A 20,193-nucleotide genomic window follows, 5' to 3' on the forward strand; every position below is an offset into this window, starting at 1 on the left:
GAGAAGAAAAAATGGAACAAAAATGGTGGCATAATGCCGTAATTTACCAAGTTTATCCAAAGAGTTTCAAGGATAGTAATGGCGATGGCATCGGGGATCTCAAGGGGATCACGAGCAAGCTAGACTACTTGGAAAAATTAGGGATTACAGCGATCTGGCTCTCACCAGTCTACAAGAGTCCCATGGATGATAACGGCTATGACATCTCGGATTACGAGGATATTGCATCCATCTTTGGTAGCATGGAAGATATGGAAGAATTGATCGCAGAAGGTCAGAAACGCAAGATCAAAATCATTATGGACTTGGTAGTCAACCATACCTCTGATGAGCATGCTTGGTTTATCGAAGCACGTGAAAATCCAGACAGTCCAAAGCGGGATTTCTATATTTGGCGGGATGAGCCCAATGGCATTATTTCTGCTTTTAGTGGCTCTGCTTGGGAATTTGATGAAGCATCAGGCCAATACTACCTGCATAACTTCAGTAAGAAGCAACCAGACCTCAACTGGGAAAACGAGGAGCTTCGTCATCAGATCTATGACATGATGAATTTCTGGATTGACAAGGGAATTGGTGGCTTCCGTATGGATGTCATCGATATGATCGGTAAGATCCCAGATCAGGAAATCATCAGCAATGGTCCCATGCTCCATCCTTATTTGAAGGAAATGAATCAAGCTACCTTTGGCGATAAGGATCTGCTCACCGTGGGAGAAACTTGGGGGGCGACTCCAGAGATTGCTAAGCAATATTCCAATCCAAAAAATCAAGAATTGTCCATGGTCTTCCAATTTGAACACATTGGTCTTCAATACCAACCGGGTCAACCAAAATGGCACTACTCTAAAGAATTGGATGTGCCAAAATTGAAAGAAATTTTCACCAAGTGGCAGACGGAATTAGGAAAAGACGAAGGCTGGAATTCCCTCTTTTGGAACAACCACGATCTCCCACGGATTGTGTCAACTTGGGGGGATGATGGCGACTACCGTGTCAAATCTGCCAAGGCTTTAGCAATTCTGCTACACTTGATGAAGGGGACTCCGTATATCTATCAAGGGGAAGAAATCGGGATGACCAATTATCCATTTAAGACCCTCGAGGATGTAGAAGATATCGAGTCAATCAACTATGCCCATGAAGCCTTGGAAAAAGGAGTGCCACTCGAAGTGATCATGGATCAGATCCGCCATATTGGTCGGGACAATGCGCGGACACCGATGCAGTGGAATGATGAAGCAGAAGCTGGCTTTACGACAGGTCAACCATGGCTTGCTGTCAACCCAAACTACAAAGAGATCAATGTAGAGGCTGCCCTAGCAGATCCAGACTCTATTTTCTATACCTACCAAGCCCTCATTGCTTTGAGAAAAGAGTACCCTTGGCTTGTGACCGCTGATTATGAATTGGTGGACGCAACAGACAAGGTTTTTGCCTACAAGCGGGTAGAAGGAGAGCAAGCCTATCTGGTGGTTGTCAATCTCTCCAGTCAAGAGCAAGAGTTACCGCTCGTCAATGGGGTTGAAGAGGTTCTCATTGCCAATACCAAGGTAGAACAAGTCCTCGAATCAGGCAAGTTAGCCCCTTGGGATGCCTTCTGTGTCAAACTAGCCTAATAAAAGTAAGAAAAATAGAGGAAATTACTTCCTCGTAGAAGCAGGTCTTTCTCAGTAGAGAAGGCCTTCTTTAGTTTTTAGGGGCTGTTCTTCTAGCAGAATCCGCTCAAAATCCGCTCAGAAATGGTTCAGGGACGCTTGGGCTATAGGAAATCTTTATAAGAAGTCCTAGTTTTTGCTTTTAATCTCTGGTCTCAAGGCCCATTAAATCCGTGTTATAGTTTTTGGCTATATCAAAATTCGTGTAAAAGCAATTATACAAGACGGCTATCTTCTGATATGATAGTGTCAATTAGAATTTTTGGAGGACACAACATGTCAACTACAATTATCGGTTTCCCACGTTTGGGTGAATTCCGTGAATTAAAATTTACAACTGAAAAATACTTTAGAAAAGAAATCTCAGCAGACGAGCTCTTGGCAGCTGCTAAAGACTTGCGTGCTAAACATTGGAATATCGTTAAAGAACAAGGCATCTCAGAGATTCCTTCAAATGACTTCTCACATTACGACAATTTCCTTGATGCAGCCTTCCTTTTCAACGTCGTGCCTGCATCTGTTCAAAACTTGGATTTGACAGATCTTGAACAATACTTCGCTTTGGCGCGTGGTTACCAAGGTGAAAAAGGGGATGTCCGTGCCCTTCCAATGAAAAAATGGTTCAACACCAACTACCATTACATCGTTCCTAAATTTGAAAAAACAACAGAAGTGAAATTGGCTGGTCACAAGATTTTTGATGAGTACCAAGAAGCTAAAGAATTGGGGATCAACACTCGTCCAGTAGTCGTTGGACCATTCACTTTCCTTCAATTATCTGACTTTGAAGATGGTGTGAAAGCTGAAGACTTCGTCGACAGCTTGGTTGCTGCTTATCAAGAAGTCTTTGCCAAATTGGCTGAGCTTGGTGCGACTCGTATTCAACTCGATGAGCCAGCTCTTGTCAAAGATTTGTCAGCTGAAGAAAAAGCTCTCTTCTTGAACCTCTACAACAAACTCTTGGCTGACAAGAAAGGTCTTGAAGTCTTGATCCAAACTTACTTTGGTGATGTTCGTGATGTTTACAATGACCTTGTAAACTTGCCAGTAGATGGTATCGGTCTTGACTTTGTTGAAGGGAAGAAAACGCTTGAATTGGTGAAAGGTGGCTTCCCAGCTGATAAGACCCTTTATGCTGGTATTGTGAATGGGAAAAACATCTGGCGCAACAACTATGAAAAGAGCTTGGAAATCTTAGATCAAGTTCCAGCTGAAAAGGTTGTCTTGACGACTTCTTGCTCCCTTCTTCATGTGCCATTTACAACGGCTAACGAAGATTTTGAACCAGCTATTTTGAACCACTTCGCCTTTGCGGTTGAAAAATTGGGTGAATTGCGTGACTTGGATGCCATCCGCAATGGTCAAGGGGCAGAAGCTCTTGCTGCCAACAAAGAACTCTTTGCAACAGAACGCGTTGGAGCAAATGCTGAACTTCATGCTCGTATCGCAGCTTTGACAGAAGCAGACTACACTCGTTTGCCAGCTTTCGCAGAACGTGAAGAAATCCAAAAAGAAGCCTTCAAGCTTCCAGCACTTCCGACAACTACCATCGGTTCATTCCCTCAAACTAAGGAAGTACGTGCTAAACGTTTGGCCTTCCGTAAGGGTGAATTGACACAAGAAGAATACGATGCTTTCCTTGCTGAAACGATCGACGAATGGATCAAATGGCAAGAAGAAGTTGGATTTGACGTACTTGTACACGGTGAATTCGAGCGGAACGACATGGTTGAGTACTTCGGTCAAAACTTGTCTGGTTACCTCTTCTCTAAAAACGGTTGGGTACAATCATACGGTATGCGTGGAGTGAAACCACCAATCATCTGGGGTGATGTAACTCGTCTTAACCCAATCACTGTGAAATGGTCTAGCTACGCACAAAGCCGTACAGACAAACCGGTTAAAGGTATGTTGACTGGACCTGTGACCATCCTTAACTGGTCATTCCCACGTGAAGACATCTCTATCAAGGATTCTACTCTTCAAATCGCTCTTGCCATCAAGGATGAAGTTCTTGACCTTGAAGCTGCAGGAGTGAAAATCATCCAAATCGACGAGGCTGCTCTTCGTGAAAAATTGCCACTCCGTCGTAGCGACTGGTACGAAGACTACCTTGACTGGGCGATTCCAGCCTTCCGTTTGGTACACTCAACTGTAGCACCAGACACCCAAATCCACACTCACATGTGTTACTCAGAATTTACAGATATCATCCCAGCTATCGACAACTTGGATGCGGACGTTATCTCATTTGAGGCAAGCCGTTCAAACCTTGAAATCTTGGATGAGTTGAAAGCGAAAAACTTCCAAACAGAAGTTGGACCTGGGGTTTACGATATCCACTCACCACGTGTCCCACAAGACGGTGAAATCGATCACACTATTGAAGCAATCTTGGCCAAAGTACCAAGTGGCAAAGTTTGGATCAACCCTGACTGTGGTTTGAAGACTCGCGGAATTAAAGAAACAAAAGAAAGCTTGATCAAGCTGGTTAATGCCGCTAAAGAAGCGCGTGAACACTTGTAAGAAATGTTTCGAGGACCTTCTATCGTCGTGTAGAGGGTTTTCGAATCGTTCCCTTATCCTAGAAATAGTGGCTCAGAGTTCTTGATCAAAGAAACAAAAGAAAAGGATAGAATATGTCACAACACACACCGTCTCTGTCATTTGAAGTTTTTCCTCCAAATCCTGAAGTAGGCAATGCCAAGCTCTTACGTGCCTTGGCAAATATGCAGGAGCTAGCCCCTCACTTCATTAGTGTGACCGCTAGCAATAATAAATACAATATCAAAGAGACGACGGTTGCTTTAGCCAATTATATTCAAAATGAATTGTCTATTCCGACAATTGCTCACTTACCAGCCGTTTATTTGAGCAAGGAAAAAGTGGCCGATACTCTTCATGAGTTAGATGAAGTAGGGGTTCATCGGATTTTGGCTCTGCGTGGGGATATTATCCCTGGTGTGGAACCTTTAAAAGACTTTCGTTATGCAACGGATCTGATTGAGTTTATTAAAACAGAAGCTCCTCATTTTGAGGTGATTGGTGCTTGCTATCCTGAGGGGCATCCAGATTCGCCCAACCAAATTTCAGATATTCAAAATCTTAAAAAGAAGGTAGATGCAGGGTGCTCTAGCTTGGTCACTCAACTTTTCTTTGATAATGAGCGTTTCTATGATTTTCAAGATAAGTGTACCTTGGCTGGGATCAATGTTCCTATTCATGCAGGAGTGATGCCGATTCTCAATCGCAATCAGGCCCTTCGTCTCCTTAAGACTTGTGAAAATGTTCATATCCCACGGAAGTTTAAAGCCATTCTGGACAAGTATGAGCATGATCCAAAGTCTCTTCGCGCAGCTGGCTTGGCTTATGCAGTCGATCAAATCGTTGATTTGGTTACTCAAGATGTGGCAGGTGTCCATCTTTACACCATGAACAATGAAGATGTCGCTTACCACGTCTACCAAGCGACAAAGGATTTATTTGCTCATCAACCGAATTTTGAAGTGAATTAATCAACACTTTTAGTAGGAAGTGTAGAGATTGAGAAAGAATCGTTCTCAATCTCTTTTTATTTGGATAAATCACTTGCTAAAAGCCAACTTTTTTTTTATAGTATAACTAAGACGATTTTGGAGGCGCTTGCAATGAAGAAAGATCTCACGTTAAAGTTATTTGGACCCCCTAAGGTTGTTTTCAATCAGAAAGATATTCGGTTTTCTTTTTCGAAGATGGAGGCCTTGCTTTATTATTTAGCGGTCATGGGCCAAGTCAACCGTGATGAAATAGCCGGTATCCTTTGGGGAGATAAGGAAAACCAAGTAGCTCGCAAAAACTTACGGAATACGGTTTACCAAGCCAATAAAATCTTTGAAGGAGATATCATTGTCTCACCAAGCCGAAGTAGTTTGGCTCTTAATCCTGAGTTGAGTCTTTCTTTGGATGTTCAGCTCTTTGAAAGAGATCCACTAAGTTCCTTGGATCTTTATCGGGGAGACTTTCTAGAGGGCTTCTATGTCAAGGATGATGAAGACTTTGATCAGTGGGCTTCTCGCAAACGAGATGCTTATAGGAAGCTCTATGTCGAAAGCTGCTATCAAAAAATTGAAAAGGTCGGTTTCGGAGATCCTAGTATAGAACTCTTGCTCCATCATTTGGTAGAACTGGATGAATTTGAAGAGAAAAACTACCAACTCTTGATGGAGTATTATAGCTTCCATCATCAGCTAGGAAAATTTTTCGAGACCTATTATAAGCTAGTCGATTTATTGGATCGCGAGCTCAGTGTGCGTCCCAGTCGAGCGATTGAGGAACTTTATCACTCCGTTTTGGAAGCCAAACGAACTCATAAACTGACCAATCGCTTGAATATTCGTGAACTTTCTTTCTTTGGTCGGAAGCAAGAACTCTCGCAGCTCGAGGAATACCTCTCTTTAGTCGAGACGGGTGAAGCGGTAGGGCCTTTTCTCGTGATGGGGCAATCTGGAACAGGCAAGAAACGTCTCTTACGGCAGTTGGTCTTGATGTCCAATCGCAGTTTTAATTTTATCAAGGTGGAAGGAAAAGCTACCAGTCAGCGCTATGAAGGAAGCGCCTGGAATGATCTCAGACAAGCGCTAGAGAAACTGGGGGATGAGATGGGAATTTCCCTTCTGGAAGAGGAGGATGATCTCATTTCGGTATGGAATCAGCTTCAGAGCCTTAGCAAAGAAAAACCGCTCCTGATCCTGCTTGAAAACGCCCAGTGGATCGATGCAGTGTCTCTAGAAAAAGTGAAACAACTAGAGGAGAGAAGAAACCAGGAGAAATGGCAACTGATTTTTACAGCTGAAGAGCCTCTGCCAGCTTCCTTCGTCAACTTCTTGGGGAGCTTGAAGGTAGAGAAAAGGCTGTCTCAACTAGAGTTGACCAATTTTGCCCCAAGTGAAAGTCGTGCTCTCTTGAAAGGGGAACTGGGAGCAATAGAGCCTGCAGTGATGGAGCAGATGGTCGAATGGAGTGAAGGCAGTCCGTTCTTTCTGTCCAGCTATATCGAAGAGTGGAAAGAAAATGAAAATTTAGAACCCTTGCCTGATATCATTCAAGCCTATCTTTCTCAGGAGCTTGGGGATATGAGCAGTGAGGAAGAGGCTCTTCTACACTACCTATCTTGTTTTCATAAGCCAATTTCTCTGTCTATCTTAGCAGAATTGACGGCTACAGAGCTTCCTGTTTTGACAGAATTAATCGAGCCTTTATCTGAAAGAGCGATCGTCTCAATCGTAGAAGAAGGAGAGGCTCTCATGGTTCAATTCTGCAAGCAATTGGTAGCCATGTACTTTTACCAACTCCTCTCGCCAGCTAGACGGCGCCTCTTCCACCAACAAATTGCGCAAAAATTGGAAGAAAGCTTAGAAGATTCGACGGACCTTCTTCTTTATAAGGAAATTGCCTACCAATACAAGCAATCCCAAAATCTTTTGCGTTCCATATCTTTTGAGTTGACCTATTTAGAAGAAATCCTTCAGCTGGAGCATGAGCTGTTTCCGATTTATTCCAAGGCAGATGAGGGGTTCCTATCAGATGGTACAAATAGCCATTTGGACATTTTTGGAGAGCTATCCCGCATACACCAAGAATTAGATAACCTCTTTTCAAGGCACCAAAGAGATAGAGAATACAAGTATTTACAACTGCGTTACTTGTACTTAGAAGGTCGCTATTTTATTCGAAGTGGGGAGTATCAAAAGGGGATTCATGATATCCAAAAAGTCATCTCCTATGCGCGGGAACTCAAGCAATCCGACTTCCTCTTAGAGGGTTATCGGCAAATCATTTATTATTGCATTCAAACGGAAAATATCTCTGAGATGGCCTATTATACAGATTTAGCTTTGGAAGATGCCATCCAAGCTAATAATCATGAGGTCATCGCGATCCAGTTGCGTTTGAAGGGCTTGTATCACCTGATGGTTGGGGATGAGGAGCAGGCGACCCGGCATCTGTATCGCTCCATTGATTGCTTTAGTTTGACCAATAGCATGCAGGCCAAGTATGCCATTCAAATTGCGGCTTCTTTGGCCTACCTCGCTGAAATCGAGCAAGTGAGAGGCCATTTCCAAGTAGCCGTCACCCACTTAGAAGAGGTTCTGCGTTTAGTGGGGGATCAAGCTGTTGATTCCGTCCATGTCGTCTTTGATATTGATCTTGGGATCGCCTATTATTGGAAGGGAGATTTGATCCAAGCTCGCCTCTGTTTTGATAGAGCCCAGAAGATTTTATCCAGTGTTCGATTCCCTTGGAAGGAAGAATTGCTCGAATTTTACCAATCCTTGATTGCTTGTCAGCAAGGGGATCAGGAGAAGGTTGCGGATTATCTGGCTCGAAAAGAAAGGACGATGAATCCATCTGCCAATTCGCGGGATAAGGGGATGGTTCATTATCTATTGGCTTTCTTATCTAATCAAAAGGAGAAGGGAGAAGAGCTCGCTCCTGCCCTGAGCACCTTCTTGAAAGAAGATAAGAATTACTACAAGAAGGTGGCAGAACAACACTTGAATCCTTACAGAGATCGTCAGTTTCTTAAGAAATTAAAAGACCTGTAGTGTCTCTTATCTAAATCATAAGTGAAGGATAAGAGGCCATGCCTCCTTTCAGGCAAAGATCATTGTGTCTGAAAATGAAGAAAAAGCATAGAAATACCCAAGCAATGAGTGTTTCTATGCTTTTTACGTGTGTAGAAATCTTCTTAGTTCAGTTTTTGTTGCGCCAATATTTGGGTCAAGTAAAAGATAAAGGTCGCAGCTAGATTTGAAGTATGATTGTCAATGTCATGAGGAGGAGAAACTTCCACGACATCAAATCCGATTAGCTTACCACTAGCAGCAATGTGTTGGAGAAGCAGGAGGGCTAGTTTAGGATCGACACCAAGTGATTGGATGGCGCTAACACCAGGAGCAGAGCCGACCGCAAAGCAATCCATATCAATAGACAGATAGATCGCGGTTTGGTTTTCTAAAAATTGATCGATTCGATCCAGAATGGCTTGGTGGCTCATCTGGAAGAGATCTTGCCCAGTTAAAAAATCAATGCTTGGTGTTTTAGCAACGTAATTAAAGAGGAAGAGGTTATTATTGTGCTCTTGGATCCCCAGGATGAGGTAAGGGAAGTCCTGACCTTTTTCTTTAGCATGATCAGCCATTTGACGAAAACCTGTTCCAGAATTGGGACCGGTTTGGTCGTAAGGTCGCAAATCAAAGTGGGCATCCAGATTGATCACAGCCAGTTGTTCATCTTTTTCTAAACTGGATTGAATCCCTAGATAGTGGCCGTAAGCAGTTCCGTGACCGCCTCCTAGGACAATGGGTTGGATCCCTAATTGGTACATGCGCTGGATCGCTTGTGAGAGACTTTCTTGGAGTTCTTCTAGTGAATGGTTAGGCCCGTCAATATTTCCCACATCATACACTGTCACATTGGTTCCCCAGTGCCATGGAAGTTTAGCGATTTGAGAACGGATGGCTGTAGGACCCTCGACTGCTCCTACACGCCCATTATTGATATAGACTCCTTTGTCGCTCTTAAAGCCGATGATCCCAAAGGTCATACCCTCAAATGGAGTGAGGGTCTCGTCGTTTAGGTCTAAAAATTTGGTGACCATTCCCCATTTGGCCGTGTAGGGATTGTCCTCGATGCTACCTTGGTAGTAGCTGTAGGTCATTGGATAGTAGTTTGTGAGCAAGCTTGTCGCCTCCCTTATTTTTCTGAAAGCAGGCAGAGGCTGAGAAGATCGCCAGCCTCTGTTTTGCTTTATTCTTACTGTATCAGTATTGAATGCTTAAGTCAACTGCTTTTTCGATGGTTGCTAAGAATTCTTCGCTTTCGACAACAGCAGATGCTTTATTAAGTTCTTCAAAGATTTCGATATCTTTGTCGAATTCAATGAAGTTCAGTTTTTGACGAATCAGCTCATAAGCTGGTTTTGTACCTTTACCAAGTTCATGATTTTCTGGTTTGAGATCCAAGGCTTGGCAAGCTGCCATGATTTCAGTAGCAACGATGCGACGGGAGTTTTTAAGAATTTCTGCTGCTTTACGAGCGGCAGTCGTTCCCATGCTGACGAAATCTTCTTGGTTTTCACAAGATGGAATAGAATCGACACTAGCAGGGTGAGCCAAAATTTTATTTTCCGATGCAAGGGATGCACAAGCATACTGGGTAATCATGAAGCCTGAGTTGAGTCCAGGGTGTTTGACCAAGAAGGATGGTAATTTACTGAGTTGGCTGTTGACCAAGCGTTCCACCCGACGTTCAGATACGTTCCCAATTTCAGAAAGAGCGATTCCTAGGAAGTCAAATGGTTGTGCCATCGGTTCACCGTGGAAGTTACCTCCTGAGATGACGTGTCCTTCTTTGGTAATGATTGGGTTATCTGTGACAGAGTTGATTTCGATTTCAACTTTTTCTTTTACGTAAGCAATAGAATCCTTGCTGGCTCCATGTATTTGAGGGATACAGCGAAGTGTATAAGGATCTTGTACCCGTTGTTGAGTCGCAACAGTGGTATTCTTGCTTCCTTCAAGAAGGTTACGGATGTTGCGAGCAGTTGCCAATTGTCCACTTTGTGGGCGGATGGTATGAAGGTCTTCTTCGAATGGACTGGTAATTCCATTGTGAACTTCCATTGAGAGAGCACCAGCGATATCAGAGAGTTTGAGCAATTGGATACCATCATAAGTCGCAAGAGCACCGATACCCGTTAGGACGGTTGTACCGTTGATCAAGGCAAGCCCTTCTTTGGCAGCCAATTGGATCTTTTCAATTCCAGCACGATCTAGGGCTTCTTGACCACTGAGAAGTTCTCCTTTGTAGTAGGCGCGTCCAAGACCCAACATTGGTAAAACCATATGAGCAAGTGGTGCTAAGTCTCCAGAAGCTCCGAGTGATCCTTTTTCAGGAATATAAGGAGTGACTCCTTTGTTGAGCAATTCTAACAGTTTTTCAACGGTTGACAGACGAATGCCAGAATAGCCTTTCAAGAGCGAGTTGATACGGATCAGCATGATGGCACGAACGGCATCTTCAGGAAGTGGATCACCGAAGCCAGATGAGTGAGTTCGTATCAGGTTTTCTTGCAGTTGAACAGTATCTTCTGGAGAGATGCTGACATTACAGAGGGAACCAAAGCCAGTGGTTACACCATAGACGACTCGTTTTTCCCGGACAATGTCATCAACGATTTTACGGGATGCGATAACGGCTTCTTTGGCTTGTTCATCAAGCTCACATTGGGCACCGTGCCGAGCTACAGCGATGACTTCTTCGAGTGTTAAGCTATTACCATCTAAATGAATCAATTGAGTCATATAAAACCTCCGATTATGAATAGTTGTTCTGTGGAAGTAGTGTTGTTTACTTCGGTTTGAATACCAAACATGGGCCCATTGTCTATTGATCATAAAAATTGAAAAGGGTCATAGAGAAAAGGGCTCAGGTTTGACATTCGTGGAGTCCTAGATGGGTTAGGGAGCAAAACCGAGCTTCGCTCCCGTCTCTGTTCCCATCTACTGTGTAAAGAAAATTAGTGAGGAAGGGCTTTCGATTTATGTAGTTTATCGCCGTGGAAAACAAAGTAAAGTCCACTTGCGATCACGAGACCGATGGCACCCCAAACAAAGTTCATCATGTTGTCCCCTGCAATCATCAAGATACTGACCACAACGGCTAGAACTGGGATAACGGGACCAAATGGTACTCGGAAGGTAACCTTTTTGTCTGGGTACATTTTTCTGAGTTTGATAGCTGCCAAAGCAGTTGGAATGTATTGGAAGAAACGGAAGACAACACTGAAGGTTGCTAATGATTCGAAAGAGCCAGATAACAAGAGTAAGAAAGCGAAGATACCAGAGATGATAATGGCAATGACAGGGGCATTCTTAGAGTTTGTTTTTCCAAGCCCTTCTGGCAAGAGTTTTTCAGTTGCTAATGCGGCACCAAAACGAGGGACCATGATGGATTCACCGATGTTTAGACCGGCGATTGAAATGAGGGCTCCGTAAGAAACGAGTGGAGCTCCGATAGGGCCAATCATTTCGACAAATGCGTCTTGTACCGGTGCACCAGTTTGCATAATGCGACCACCAAGCATGGCGATTGTTCCAGCGATGATCAACATGTAGAGAACAGATACAATACTGATAGAACCTAGAATAGCGCGGGGAACGTTCTTTTCAGGGTTGCGCATTTCCCCTGCAACGATAGACATGGTTTCAAATCCGATGAAACCGTAGAAGATGTAGACGGCTGTACTAGAAATAGAACTGAAGAGACTTGTTCCACTTTCCAATTGAAGGAAAGGTGTGAAGTTGCCCTTGCTTACCCCGCCAGAAATGAAGAAGATGGCAAAGAGTGAGAAGAGGACAATGGGGATTAATTTTGCAACAGTAGCTGTCAGAGTGAACATCTTAGAGGTTTTCAGACCGGCGATGTTCATCAGACTCAAGAGAATCAGCATACCGACACTGATCGGAAGGTTGTAGCCTTCAAATGCTGGGAAGGTAATGATGAAGATCTTAGCAAAGCCGGCTAACATGGCAGCCCAGGCGATAACAGTAACGGCCCAACCGAGAATCCCAACGTTAAAGCCAACGAAATCTCCAAAAGCGGCTTTTGAGTATTGCATAGCTCCACCGTTTTTATCGAAGTAGCCAGCCGTTTCAGCCAGACAGGCTGATAGTAGCATGACGAGAATGGCTACTCCGAACATGACAGCTAGAGAAGCTGGTCCAAGGCCAGAATATATTTTTTGAGGGAGGAGGAAGATACCAGATCCGATTACGGCGTTGATACCGTATAGAGTGGCACCACTAAAGCTGAATTTCGCTTTTTCTTGTTCCTCAATCGACTGTTTATGTGCTCCGTTCATAATGTTTCTCCTTTGTGAACATTATTGTAGTCCAGTCCAGATAGCAATCGGTTGCTCCCCAGACTGATGGGGTAAAAACGTGATTGTCATCTCTTGAAAAGGAGATGCTTGTTCGATCACCAGGAGCTCGTGAGTTTGGAGAGTTTGAGAATGATTGGTTCCCCATTTGAGTGTTAGTGGACAGAGAGCATAGATCAATTGATAGCGACTCTGACTTTTGACACTCTCTTTTGGGGATATAGCACTCATATGCCCCTGATAAGAAGGTTTGTAAATCAAATTAAAGTCTTGACAAGTCCCTTGGCTAGATACAGGATCTCCCCCATCAAAGAAGTAGCTTTGAAAGGGGTTCAAAACCACTTCTTTATGGTGATGGGTGAGCCTAATGGAGGCATTTAAGGGCATCAAGATTCGGTGGTAGCCCGTGAGATCGGTAAAGTTACTTTTTTCAACCTCTACTGTTGCAGTAGAGAGGCGGAAGTCAAATGTCCGATCTGGATAGCTTCCTCCCTCTGGGGAGAGAAAGAGTTGGGTGGTTTGGCCACCAGACCAAGTAGAAATCTGATAATCTGCGGGGGTAAGATGAAGGATAGTCACCATAGGACGCCCTCTTTCTTAAAAGAGACCAGTGATATTGCCGTGGGCATCGATATCAATCTTTTCACTGGCAGGAACTTTAGGTAGGCCAGGCATGGTCATAATGGTACCAGTGAGAGCTACGATGAAGCCAGCTCCGGCAGCTACCTTAAGGTTGCTGATTTTAACAGTGAAATCTTTTGGCGCTCCCATCTTCTTGGCATCATCTGAGAAGGAGTATTGCGTTTTGGCCATACAGATTGGATAGCTTGAGAAACCGAGTGCTTCCAATTCTTTCAGTTCGCGTTTGGCTGCTGGTGTTAAGCTGATGCCTTTACCACCATATACTTTTGTGACGATCTTGGTCAATTTTGTTTCAATGCTGTCTTCTTCATCATAGACATAAGAGAAGTGGTTTTCTTCTTGAGCCAGTTGAATGACTTTTTCAGCCAAGTCACGACCACCAGCCCCACCTTTTGCCCAGACATCCGAAATGACCACATCTACATGGCGTTTCTTACAAGATTCATAGACAGCTTCTAGCTCAGCTTCTGTATCCAGTGGGAATTTGTTAATGGCAACGACCACAGGTAGACCATAGACTTCTTGGATGTTGGCCAAGTGTTTGTCTAGGTTTGGTAGACCATCGATAACAGCTTGGACATTTTCCGTAGCCAAGTCTGCTTTAGCAACTCCACCATGCATTTTGAGGGCACGAATGGTTGCGACGAGGACAACGGCAGCAGGTTTGAGCTCGGCCATACGGCACTTGATATCGATGAATTTTTCAGCACCGAGGTCTGCTCCGAAGCCAGCTTCTGTCACGACATAGTCTGCATATTTGAGGGCTAGTTTAGTAGCCAGCACACTGTTACAGCCATGAGCAATATTGGCAAATGGTCCGCCGTGGATGATGGCAGGAGTATGCTCCAAGGTTTGCACCAAGTTTGGATGAATGGCATCTTTAAGGACGGCAGCCATAGCACCGCCCGCTTTGAGGTCTTTGGCTGTCACTGGTTGTCCTTGGTAGTTGTACCCAATGATGATGCGATCGAGGCGTTCTTTGAGGTCAAGGATATTTTCTGAGAGACAGAGAATAGCCATGATTTCAGAAGCCACTGTGATGTCAAAGCCATCTTCACGAGGAACCCCGTTTGTTTTTCCTTGAAGGCCGTCGACAATATGGCGGAGTTGACGGTCGTTCATGTCGACCACCCGTTTCCAGGTGATGCGACGAGAATCGATGCCCAACTCATTGCCATGATGGATGTGGTTGTCAATCAAGGCTGCAAGCAAGTTGTTGGCAATCCCAATGGCATGGAAGTCTCCGGTAAAGTGAAGGTTGATATCTTCCATTGGAACCACTTGGGCGTACCCGCCACCGGCAGCTCCACCCTTGATCCCAAAGACAGGGCCAAGAGAAGGCTCGCGCAAGGCAATGACGGCTTTTTCACCAATAGCTGAAAGAGCATCGACCAAGCCAACAGAGGTGGTTGTCTTTCCTTCTCCAGCAGGTGTTGGTGAGATGGCTGTCACGAGGATCAGCTTTCCATCTTCCTTATCCTTGAGTTGTTCCAGTTGGTTGCTATCAATTTTTGCCTTGTATTTTCCGTAGAGCGAAATGTCGTCTTCAGTCAATCCAAGTTCAGCAGCGATATCGGTGATGGGCTTCATTTGGACAGAATTGGCAATTTCAATATCCGATAAAACCATAGAATCCCTTCTTTCTTTATTTTTATTTGCTAGGTTTAAGATAGACTTTCTAAAATGGTTTGGTAAATATTATCTGCAAGATCAGAACCGGTTTGGAGAAGTTTGAGTCCCTTGCCGTGGTATTCTTGGATGAAGTCTTGGTCCTTGATTCCTGAAATGTTGATCAAGACATTGAGCCAAGCACCTTGAAGGCCAGCTTTAAGATTCAGAGCAGCTACCCCTAGGTCACTAGCCGCATTGGTGTTGGACTTGCCAACAGCTTCTTTGGTGGTTTCAAGAGCTTCAACGATGAGTTCCATCATAGAGAAAGGAGATACTGTCGCATGTTTCAGAGCTTTTTGCATGGCTTCACGACGAGCAGCTTTCTCTTCTTCGGTTTCTTTTGGAAGATCAAAGACAGCTGATACGACGTTGAAAGCTTCTGTATCCTTGTCGATGGCTTCTAGTAATTGGTCTTGGAGTTGAGCGCTTTTTTCATGAACCCCTTTGATATGGTCTTCAAATTCTGCGTATTTTTTCTTTCCAATGGTCAGTTCACAGACCATTTTTGTAAGGGAAATCCCATTCGCAGCAGATAGAGCAGCAGCAGAACCACCACCTGGAGCTGGAGCATCTGAACCAAGAACTTTGGCAAACTCCGTAATACTTAAGTCAACTAGTTTCATAGAACTCCCTTTCTAACCCAACAAGTGATTTTCCAAGACTTGTTTGCTGTAGTCAAAGTCTTCTAATTGCAAGTAGTATTCAGCAGAGTCGATCAAAGCCTTAGCAGGAGCCAGTCCAATGAGTTCTGTTCCGATGATGCGAACACCATAGCGTTGCGCTTCGAAACGAACGGTTTCAACGACACGATACAATGGGAATTGTTCCAAGTTGACCATGTTGATGGAGACTTGGGCGATGTTACGATCTTCTAGCATGACACCGATCGCTTTACAGTATTTGTATCCACCGCTTGATCCACGAATGATTTTAGAAATCTTATTGGCAATCTCTAGGTCGTCTGTGTCAAGGTTGATATTGAAAGCAACGAGTGGCATCCGGACACCAACAGCTGTAACCCCTGCAGTTGGGTGAATCTTGCGTTCACCGTAGTCTGGCTTCCAGTCTTCTTCCAACAATTTTTCTGGCATTCCTTCAAATTGTCCTTTACGCACTTTCGCCAAGTTCTTCCGTTCTGGACGAGTTGCAGCATCTTCATAAAGGAAGATTGGAATACCTAATTCACGATTAATGCGTTCGGCTACTTTATTAGCGATCTCAACGCATTCAGCTGTAGTGATATCTTTAACCGGAACAAATGGACAAACGTCTGTTGCTCCCATACGAGGGTGTTCGCCTTCGTGCTTGGTCATATCAATGTTTTCAGAAGCGTATTTCACCAATTGGAAAGCCACTTCTTGAATGCTTTCTTCATCCCCAACGAGTGTAAAGACGCTGCGGTTGTGGCTGGCATCAGACGAGTAGTCTAGTAAAGTGACACCTGGAATACTTTTTGCTGTAGCTGCTAATCCGTCGATCACAGCCTGATTGCGTCCTTCAGAGAAGTTTGGAATACACTCAACAATTTTTGCCATATGATTACCTCTTTTTATAGGAGAAGTTGGGGAGGAGGAGTCTTTGTATTTTCCTCCCCTTTCTCAGTTTTTATTTTTTGATGTTAAAACAATTTTTGAACGGCTTCTTTGACCAAATCTTCATCTGCCAGATAAGGAATGGTGATATGGTCTGTTCCTGCATGGAGACGGTTGTACTCGATCGCTGTTTCAATGGCATGGTTATTCCGTGCCCAGTTCCGACGAGCAACCCCACCCATAGTGTCCCAGGCAATGGCAGACTTGATGATTTCATCGATCCGGTGGCTACCGTCTAAGACGAGCCCAAATCCACCGTTGATAGCTTTACCGATACCAGTACCACCACCGTTGTGGAGGGCAACGAGACTCATACCGCGAGCAGCGTTACCAGCGTAACATTGAACCGCCATGTCACAAGTAACGTTTGATCCATCTTTGATGTTTGATGTTTCACGGAATGGTGCATCCGTACCAGATACGTCATGGTGGTCACGTCCAATCATGACAGGTCCAATCTTGCCTTGGCGAATGAGTTCATTGAATTTCAATGCAATATTGACACGGCCCATGCAATCTTGATAGAGAATACGAGCTTGTGTACCAACCACCAGTTGGTTCTTTTCAGCATCGCGAATCCAGTTGTAGTTGTCGCGGTCTTGGTAGCGACGAGTTGGATCGATCGCTTCCATAGCTGCGTGGTCAGTTGCAATCAAGTCTTCATGTTTACCGCTGAGGCAGACCCAACGGAATGGACCGTATCCATAGTCAAAGAGCATAGGTCCCATGATATCTTCTACATAAGATGGCCAAATGAAGCCGTCTTTGTCATCCAAGCCATTCTTAGAAATTTCCTTGATGCCTGAGTCGTAAACAGATTTCATGAAGGCATTACCGTAGTCGAAGAAGTAAGTACCTTTAGCTGTCAAGGCTTTGATCACTGCAAAGTGACGAGCCAAGGTTTCATCAACCAAACGGCGGAAGGTTTCTTTGTCTTCTGCCAGCAAACGTGTCCGTTCTTCAAAACTAATGCCAACTGGGCAATAGCCACCATCATAAACGTTGTGGCAAGAGGTTTGGTCAGACAAGAGGTGAACATGAACTTGGTGTTCGTTGACATATTCGAGTAAGTCTACGATATTTCCATGGTAGGCAATAGAAGTAGATTCACCAGCTTCAAGGGCTGCTTGAGCCAATTTCACAGCTTCTTCGGCACTGTCGGTTACTTGGCTAATCCAACCTTGAGAGTGACGGGTTTCGATTCGAGAGCGGTCTACTTCTGCAACGATGGCAACAGCTTTTGCAATTTCAGCTGCTTTCCCTTGAGCTCCACTCATACCACCGAGACCAGACGAGATGAAGAGTTTACCAGTTAAGTCGCCATCATCAGGCACACCGAGTTTAAGACGTCCAGCATTAAGGAGAGTGTTGAAGGTACCGTGAACGATCCCTTGAGGACCGATGTACATCCAACCACCAGCCGTCATCTGACCGTAGTTGGTAACGCCCATCTCTTCAGCAATTTCCCAGTCGCGCATGTTGTCATACTCACCGATCAAGAGACCGTTGGTAATGATGACGCGAGGAGCTTCTGGTTTAGACTTGAAGAGGCCGAGAGGGTGACCAGATTCAACCACCAAGGTTTGGTCTTCTGTCATGACTTCTAAGTATTTCTTGATCAAGTTGTATTGCATCCAGTTGGCACAGACAGAACCTGTTTCTCCGTAAGTGACCAATTCATATGGATAAAGGGCAATTTCAAAGCTCAAGTTGTTGTCAATCATAACCTGCATAGCCTTAGCAGCAGTGCATTTTCCTTTGTACTCATCAATTGGTTTTCCATAGATCCGATCTTTTGGACGGAAGCGATAGCCATAGATCCGACCGCGAGTTCTCAGTTCTTCCAGAAATTCTGGGATCAACTCTTGGTGGAATTTTTTAGGAATGTAACGCAAAGCATTTTTAAGGGCAATTTCAGTCTGAGCTTGCGTTAAGCGGAAGCCTCTATCAGGTGCACGACGGATGCCTTCTTGAAAAGTCGCCTTTTCAGGTAGGACATCAAAGTCAAGTTTGACAGACATAGCAGCTGCAATTTCTTTCTCGTCTATAAATGACATAGCAGAACCCTCCTTATAGTTGGACTGTGAATTTATATTTTCTTTATTGTATCGAAGAAACGTCAATAAAGAGTCAAAAAAAAATATAATTTTTAATAAAGCAAAAAAAAATGAGGGAAAAACTTTTTGACTTTTTTTTGACGCTTTTCCTGTAGAATTGTAAAATGAATAACAATGGAAATAGAAAGGAATGTTTCATATGTCTGCTGATATCCTATTAACCCACTTTAACCAATTGTTTTGTCCGAATGATCTAGGCCATCCTCTCTATGGCAAGGAGATGGCAGAGGCAACAATTCTTTCCGATGCTTATATCGCCATTAAAGATGGAAAGATTCTTGCAGTTGGGACAGGTCAACCAGACCCTGAACTGATCGATGACCATACGGAAGTGAAATCCTGTGAAGGAAAAGTTGCGACTCCTGGCTTGATTGACTGCCACACCCACTTGGTCTATGGAGGCAGTCGGGAGCATGAATTTGCGAAAAAGTTAGCAGGTGTTTCTTACTTAGACATCCTCGCTCAAGGCGGTGGAATTCTGAGCACGGTTCGGGCGACACGGGAAGCTTCTTTTGACAATCTCTATGACAAGTCCAAACGACTGTTGGATTACATGTTGCGTCATGGGGTGACTACTGTCGAAGCCAAGAGTGGCTATGGTTTGGATTGGGAAACTGAAAAACGCCAACTAGATGTAGTAGCTGCCTTGGACCGGGATCATCAAATAGACTTGGTTTCAACCTTTATGGCAGCCCATGCGATCCCAACAGAATACAAGGGCCGTTCCCAAGAATATTTAGATCTCATTGTGGAGCAAATGCTTCCCAAAGTGAAGGAAGAAAAGCTAGCTGAGTTCTGTGATATCTTCTGTGAAAAAGGTGTCTTTACAGCAGATGAATCTCGCTATCTTCTTTCTAAAGCTAAGGAGATGGGCTTCAAGCTACGGATCCATGCCGATGAGATCGAGTCCATTGGTGGTGTTGATGTGGCGGCTGAATTGGAATCTACCAGCGCAGAACACTTGATGGTGATTACCGATGAAGGCATTCAAAAACTAGCCGCAGCAAAAGTGATTGGAAATCTTTTGCCAGCTACAACCTTCAGCCTCATGGAAGATACCTATGCACCGGCTCGTAAGATGTTGGACGCTGGGATGGCCATCACCCTGACAACAGATAGCAACCCAGGGTCTTGTCCGACAGCCAATCTTCAGTTTGCCATGCATCTGGGTTGCTTCATGATGCGCCTAACTCCAGTAGAAATTCTCAATGCAGTGACCATCAATGCAGCCTATTCAGTAGATCGTGCTAAAACAATCGGCTCTTTCGATGTTGGCAAACAGGCTGACATTACCATCTTTGATGCACCAAATCTAGATTATCTCTTCTATTTCTTTGCGACAAATCTAGTGACAGATGTCTACAAGAAAGGTCAAAAAGTCATTTAACCGACTCCATTTCATTTGGGACTTTGCTGGTTTGCAAAAATCAGCAAAGTCTTTTTTTAAAACCTATCCCTGTAGGGAATGGAACCACTTTAGTGGGAAATTAAAATTTGACGTTCAAAGAATATTTTTCTTACTTTCTGATGTACAAAAAGGGAAATTCTTGATAGAATAGAAGTAATATTGAATATTTTCTTCAATATCATCT

13 protein-coding genes are annotated in these 20,193 nt (G+C 44.1%); 5 read left to right on the top strand and 8 right to left on the bottom strand.

All coding sequences use genetic code 11. From position 1 onward, the window contains the following. Positions 1-11 precede the first annotated feature (11 nt). The 4 genes from PCY11_RS05215 (at position 12) to PCY11_RS05230 (ending at position 8,242) form a co-directional block, all read left to right on the top strand. A complete protein-coding gene (locus PCY11_RS05215) occupies positions 12-1,619 on the top strand; it encodes an alpha-glucosidase (RefSeq protein WP_070846172.1) in 1,608 nt (535 codons plus the stop codon). Positions 1,620-1,934: 315 nt separating this feature from the next. Further along, positions 1,935-4,184 (top strand): 5-methyltetrahydropteroyltriglutamate--homocysteine S-methyltransferase, encoded by a 2,250-nt coding sequence (gene metE / locus PCY11_RS05220; RefSeq protein ID WP_003004989.1) that lies wholly within the window; start codon positions 1,935-1,937, stop codon positions 4,182-4,184. A gap of 113 nt (positions 4,185-4,297) precedes the next feature. After that, complete coding sequence (metF, locus tag PCY11_RS05225; RefSeq protein ID WP_049486236.1) at positions 4,298-5,173, top strand: methylenetetrahydrofolate reductase [NAD(P)H]; 876 nt, start codon at positions 4,298-4,300, stop codon at positions 5,171-5,173. A gap of 132 nt (positions 5,174-5,305) precedes the next feature. Then, positions 5,306-8,242 (top strand): AAA family ATPase, encoded by a 2,937-nt coding sequence (locus PCY11_RS05230; RefSeq protein ID WP_301362562.1) that lies wholly within the window; start codon positions 5,306-5,308, stop codon positions 8,240-8,242. Between the two features lie 143 nt (positions 8,243-8,385). Here PCY11_RS05230 and hutG read toward each other — a convergent pair whose 3' ends face one another. The 8 genes from hutG to PCY11_RS05270 all read right to left on the bottom strand — a co-directional run bounded on the left by hutG (position 8,386) and on the right by PCY11_RS05270 (position 18,541). After that, complete coding sequence (gene hutG / locus PCY11_RS05235; RefSeq protein WP_024054987.1) at positions 8,386-9,378, bottom strand: formimidoylglutamase; 993 nt, start codon at positions 9,376-9,378, stop codon at positions 8,386-8,388. Between the two features lie 82 nt (positions 9,379-9,460). Then, the gene (hutH, locus tag PCY11_RS05240; RefSeq protein WP_301362563.1) at positions 9,461-11,002 is read right to left on the bottom strand and encodes a histidine ammonia-lyase; all 1,542 of its coding nucleotides are present in this window, start codon (positions 11,000-11,002) and stop codon (positions 9,461-9,463) included. 215 nt (positions 11,003-11,217) lie between these two features. Continuing rightward, a complete protein-coding gene (locus PCY11_RS05245) occupies positions 11,218-12,561 on the bottom strand; it encodes an APC family permease (RefSeq protein ID WP_070846167.1) in 1,344 nt (447 codons plus the stop codon). 21 nt (positions 12,562-12,582) lie between these two features. Beyond that, the gene (locus tag PCY11_RS05250) at positions 12,583-13,161 is read right to left on the bottom strand and encodes a HutD family protein (protein WP_070846165.1); all 579 of its coding nucleotides are present in this window, start codon (positions 13,159-13,161) and stop codon (positions 12,583-12,585) included. A gap of 15 nt (positions 13,162-13,176) precedes the next feature. Continuing rightward, positions 13,177-14,850 carry a formate--tetrahydrofolate ligase gene (locus PCY11_RS05255; RefSeq protein ID WP_070846163.1) on the bottom strand — a complete coding sequence of 558 codons (1,674 nt, stop codon included), beginning with the start codon at positions 14,848-14,850 and terminating at the stop codon, positions 13,177-13,179. A gap of 35 nt (positions 14,851-14,885) precedes the next feature. Further along, positions 14,886-15,515, bottom strand: a complete 630-nt coding sequence (locus tag PCY11_RS05260) for a cyclodeaminase/cyclohydrolase family protein (RefSeq protein ID WP_070466505.1) — start codon at positions 15,513-15,515, stop codon at positions 14,886-14,888. 12 nt (positions 15,516-15,527) lie between these two features. Continuing rightward, positions 15,528-16,427, bottom strand: coding sequence for a glutamate formimidoyltransferase (gene ftcD / locus PCY11_RS05265; RefSeq protein ID WP_003008641.1), 900 nt, complete (start codon positions 16,425-16,427; stop codon positions 15,528-15,530). Positions 16,428-16,510: 83 nt separating this feature from the next. Next, positions 16,511-18,541: a urocanate hydratase gene (locus PCY11_RS05270; protein ID WP_045759825.1), complete on the bottom strand. Its 2,031-nt coding sequence runs from the start codon at positions 18,539-18,541 to the stop codon at positions 16,511-16,513. 199 nt (positions 18,542-18,740) lie between these two features. On the opposite strand from PCY11_RS05270, the gene hutI reads away from it, so the two are divergent. Continuing rightward, a complete protein-coding gene (hutI, locus tag PCY11_RS05275; RefSeq protein ID WP_070466503.1) occupies positions 18,741-19,988 on the top strand; it encodes an imidazolonepropionase in 1,248 nt (415 codons plus the stop codon). Positions 19,989-20,193 lie beyond the last annotated feature (205 nt).

This window comes from Streptococcus sp. SP8 (assembly GCF_030440045.1).
Lineage (GTDB): Bacteria > Bacillota > Bacilli > Lactobacillales > Streptococcaceae > Streptococcus > Streptococcus parasanguinis_I.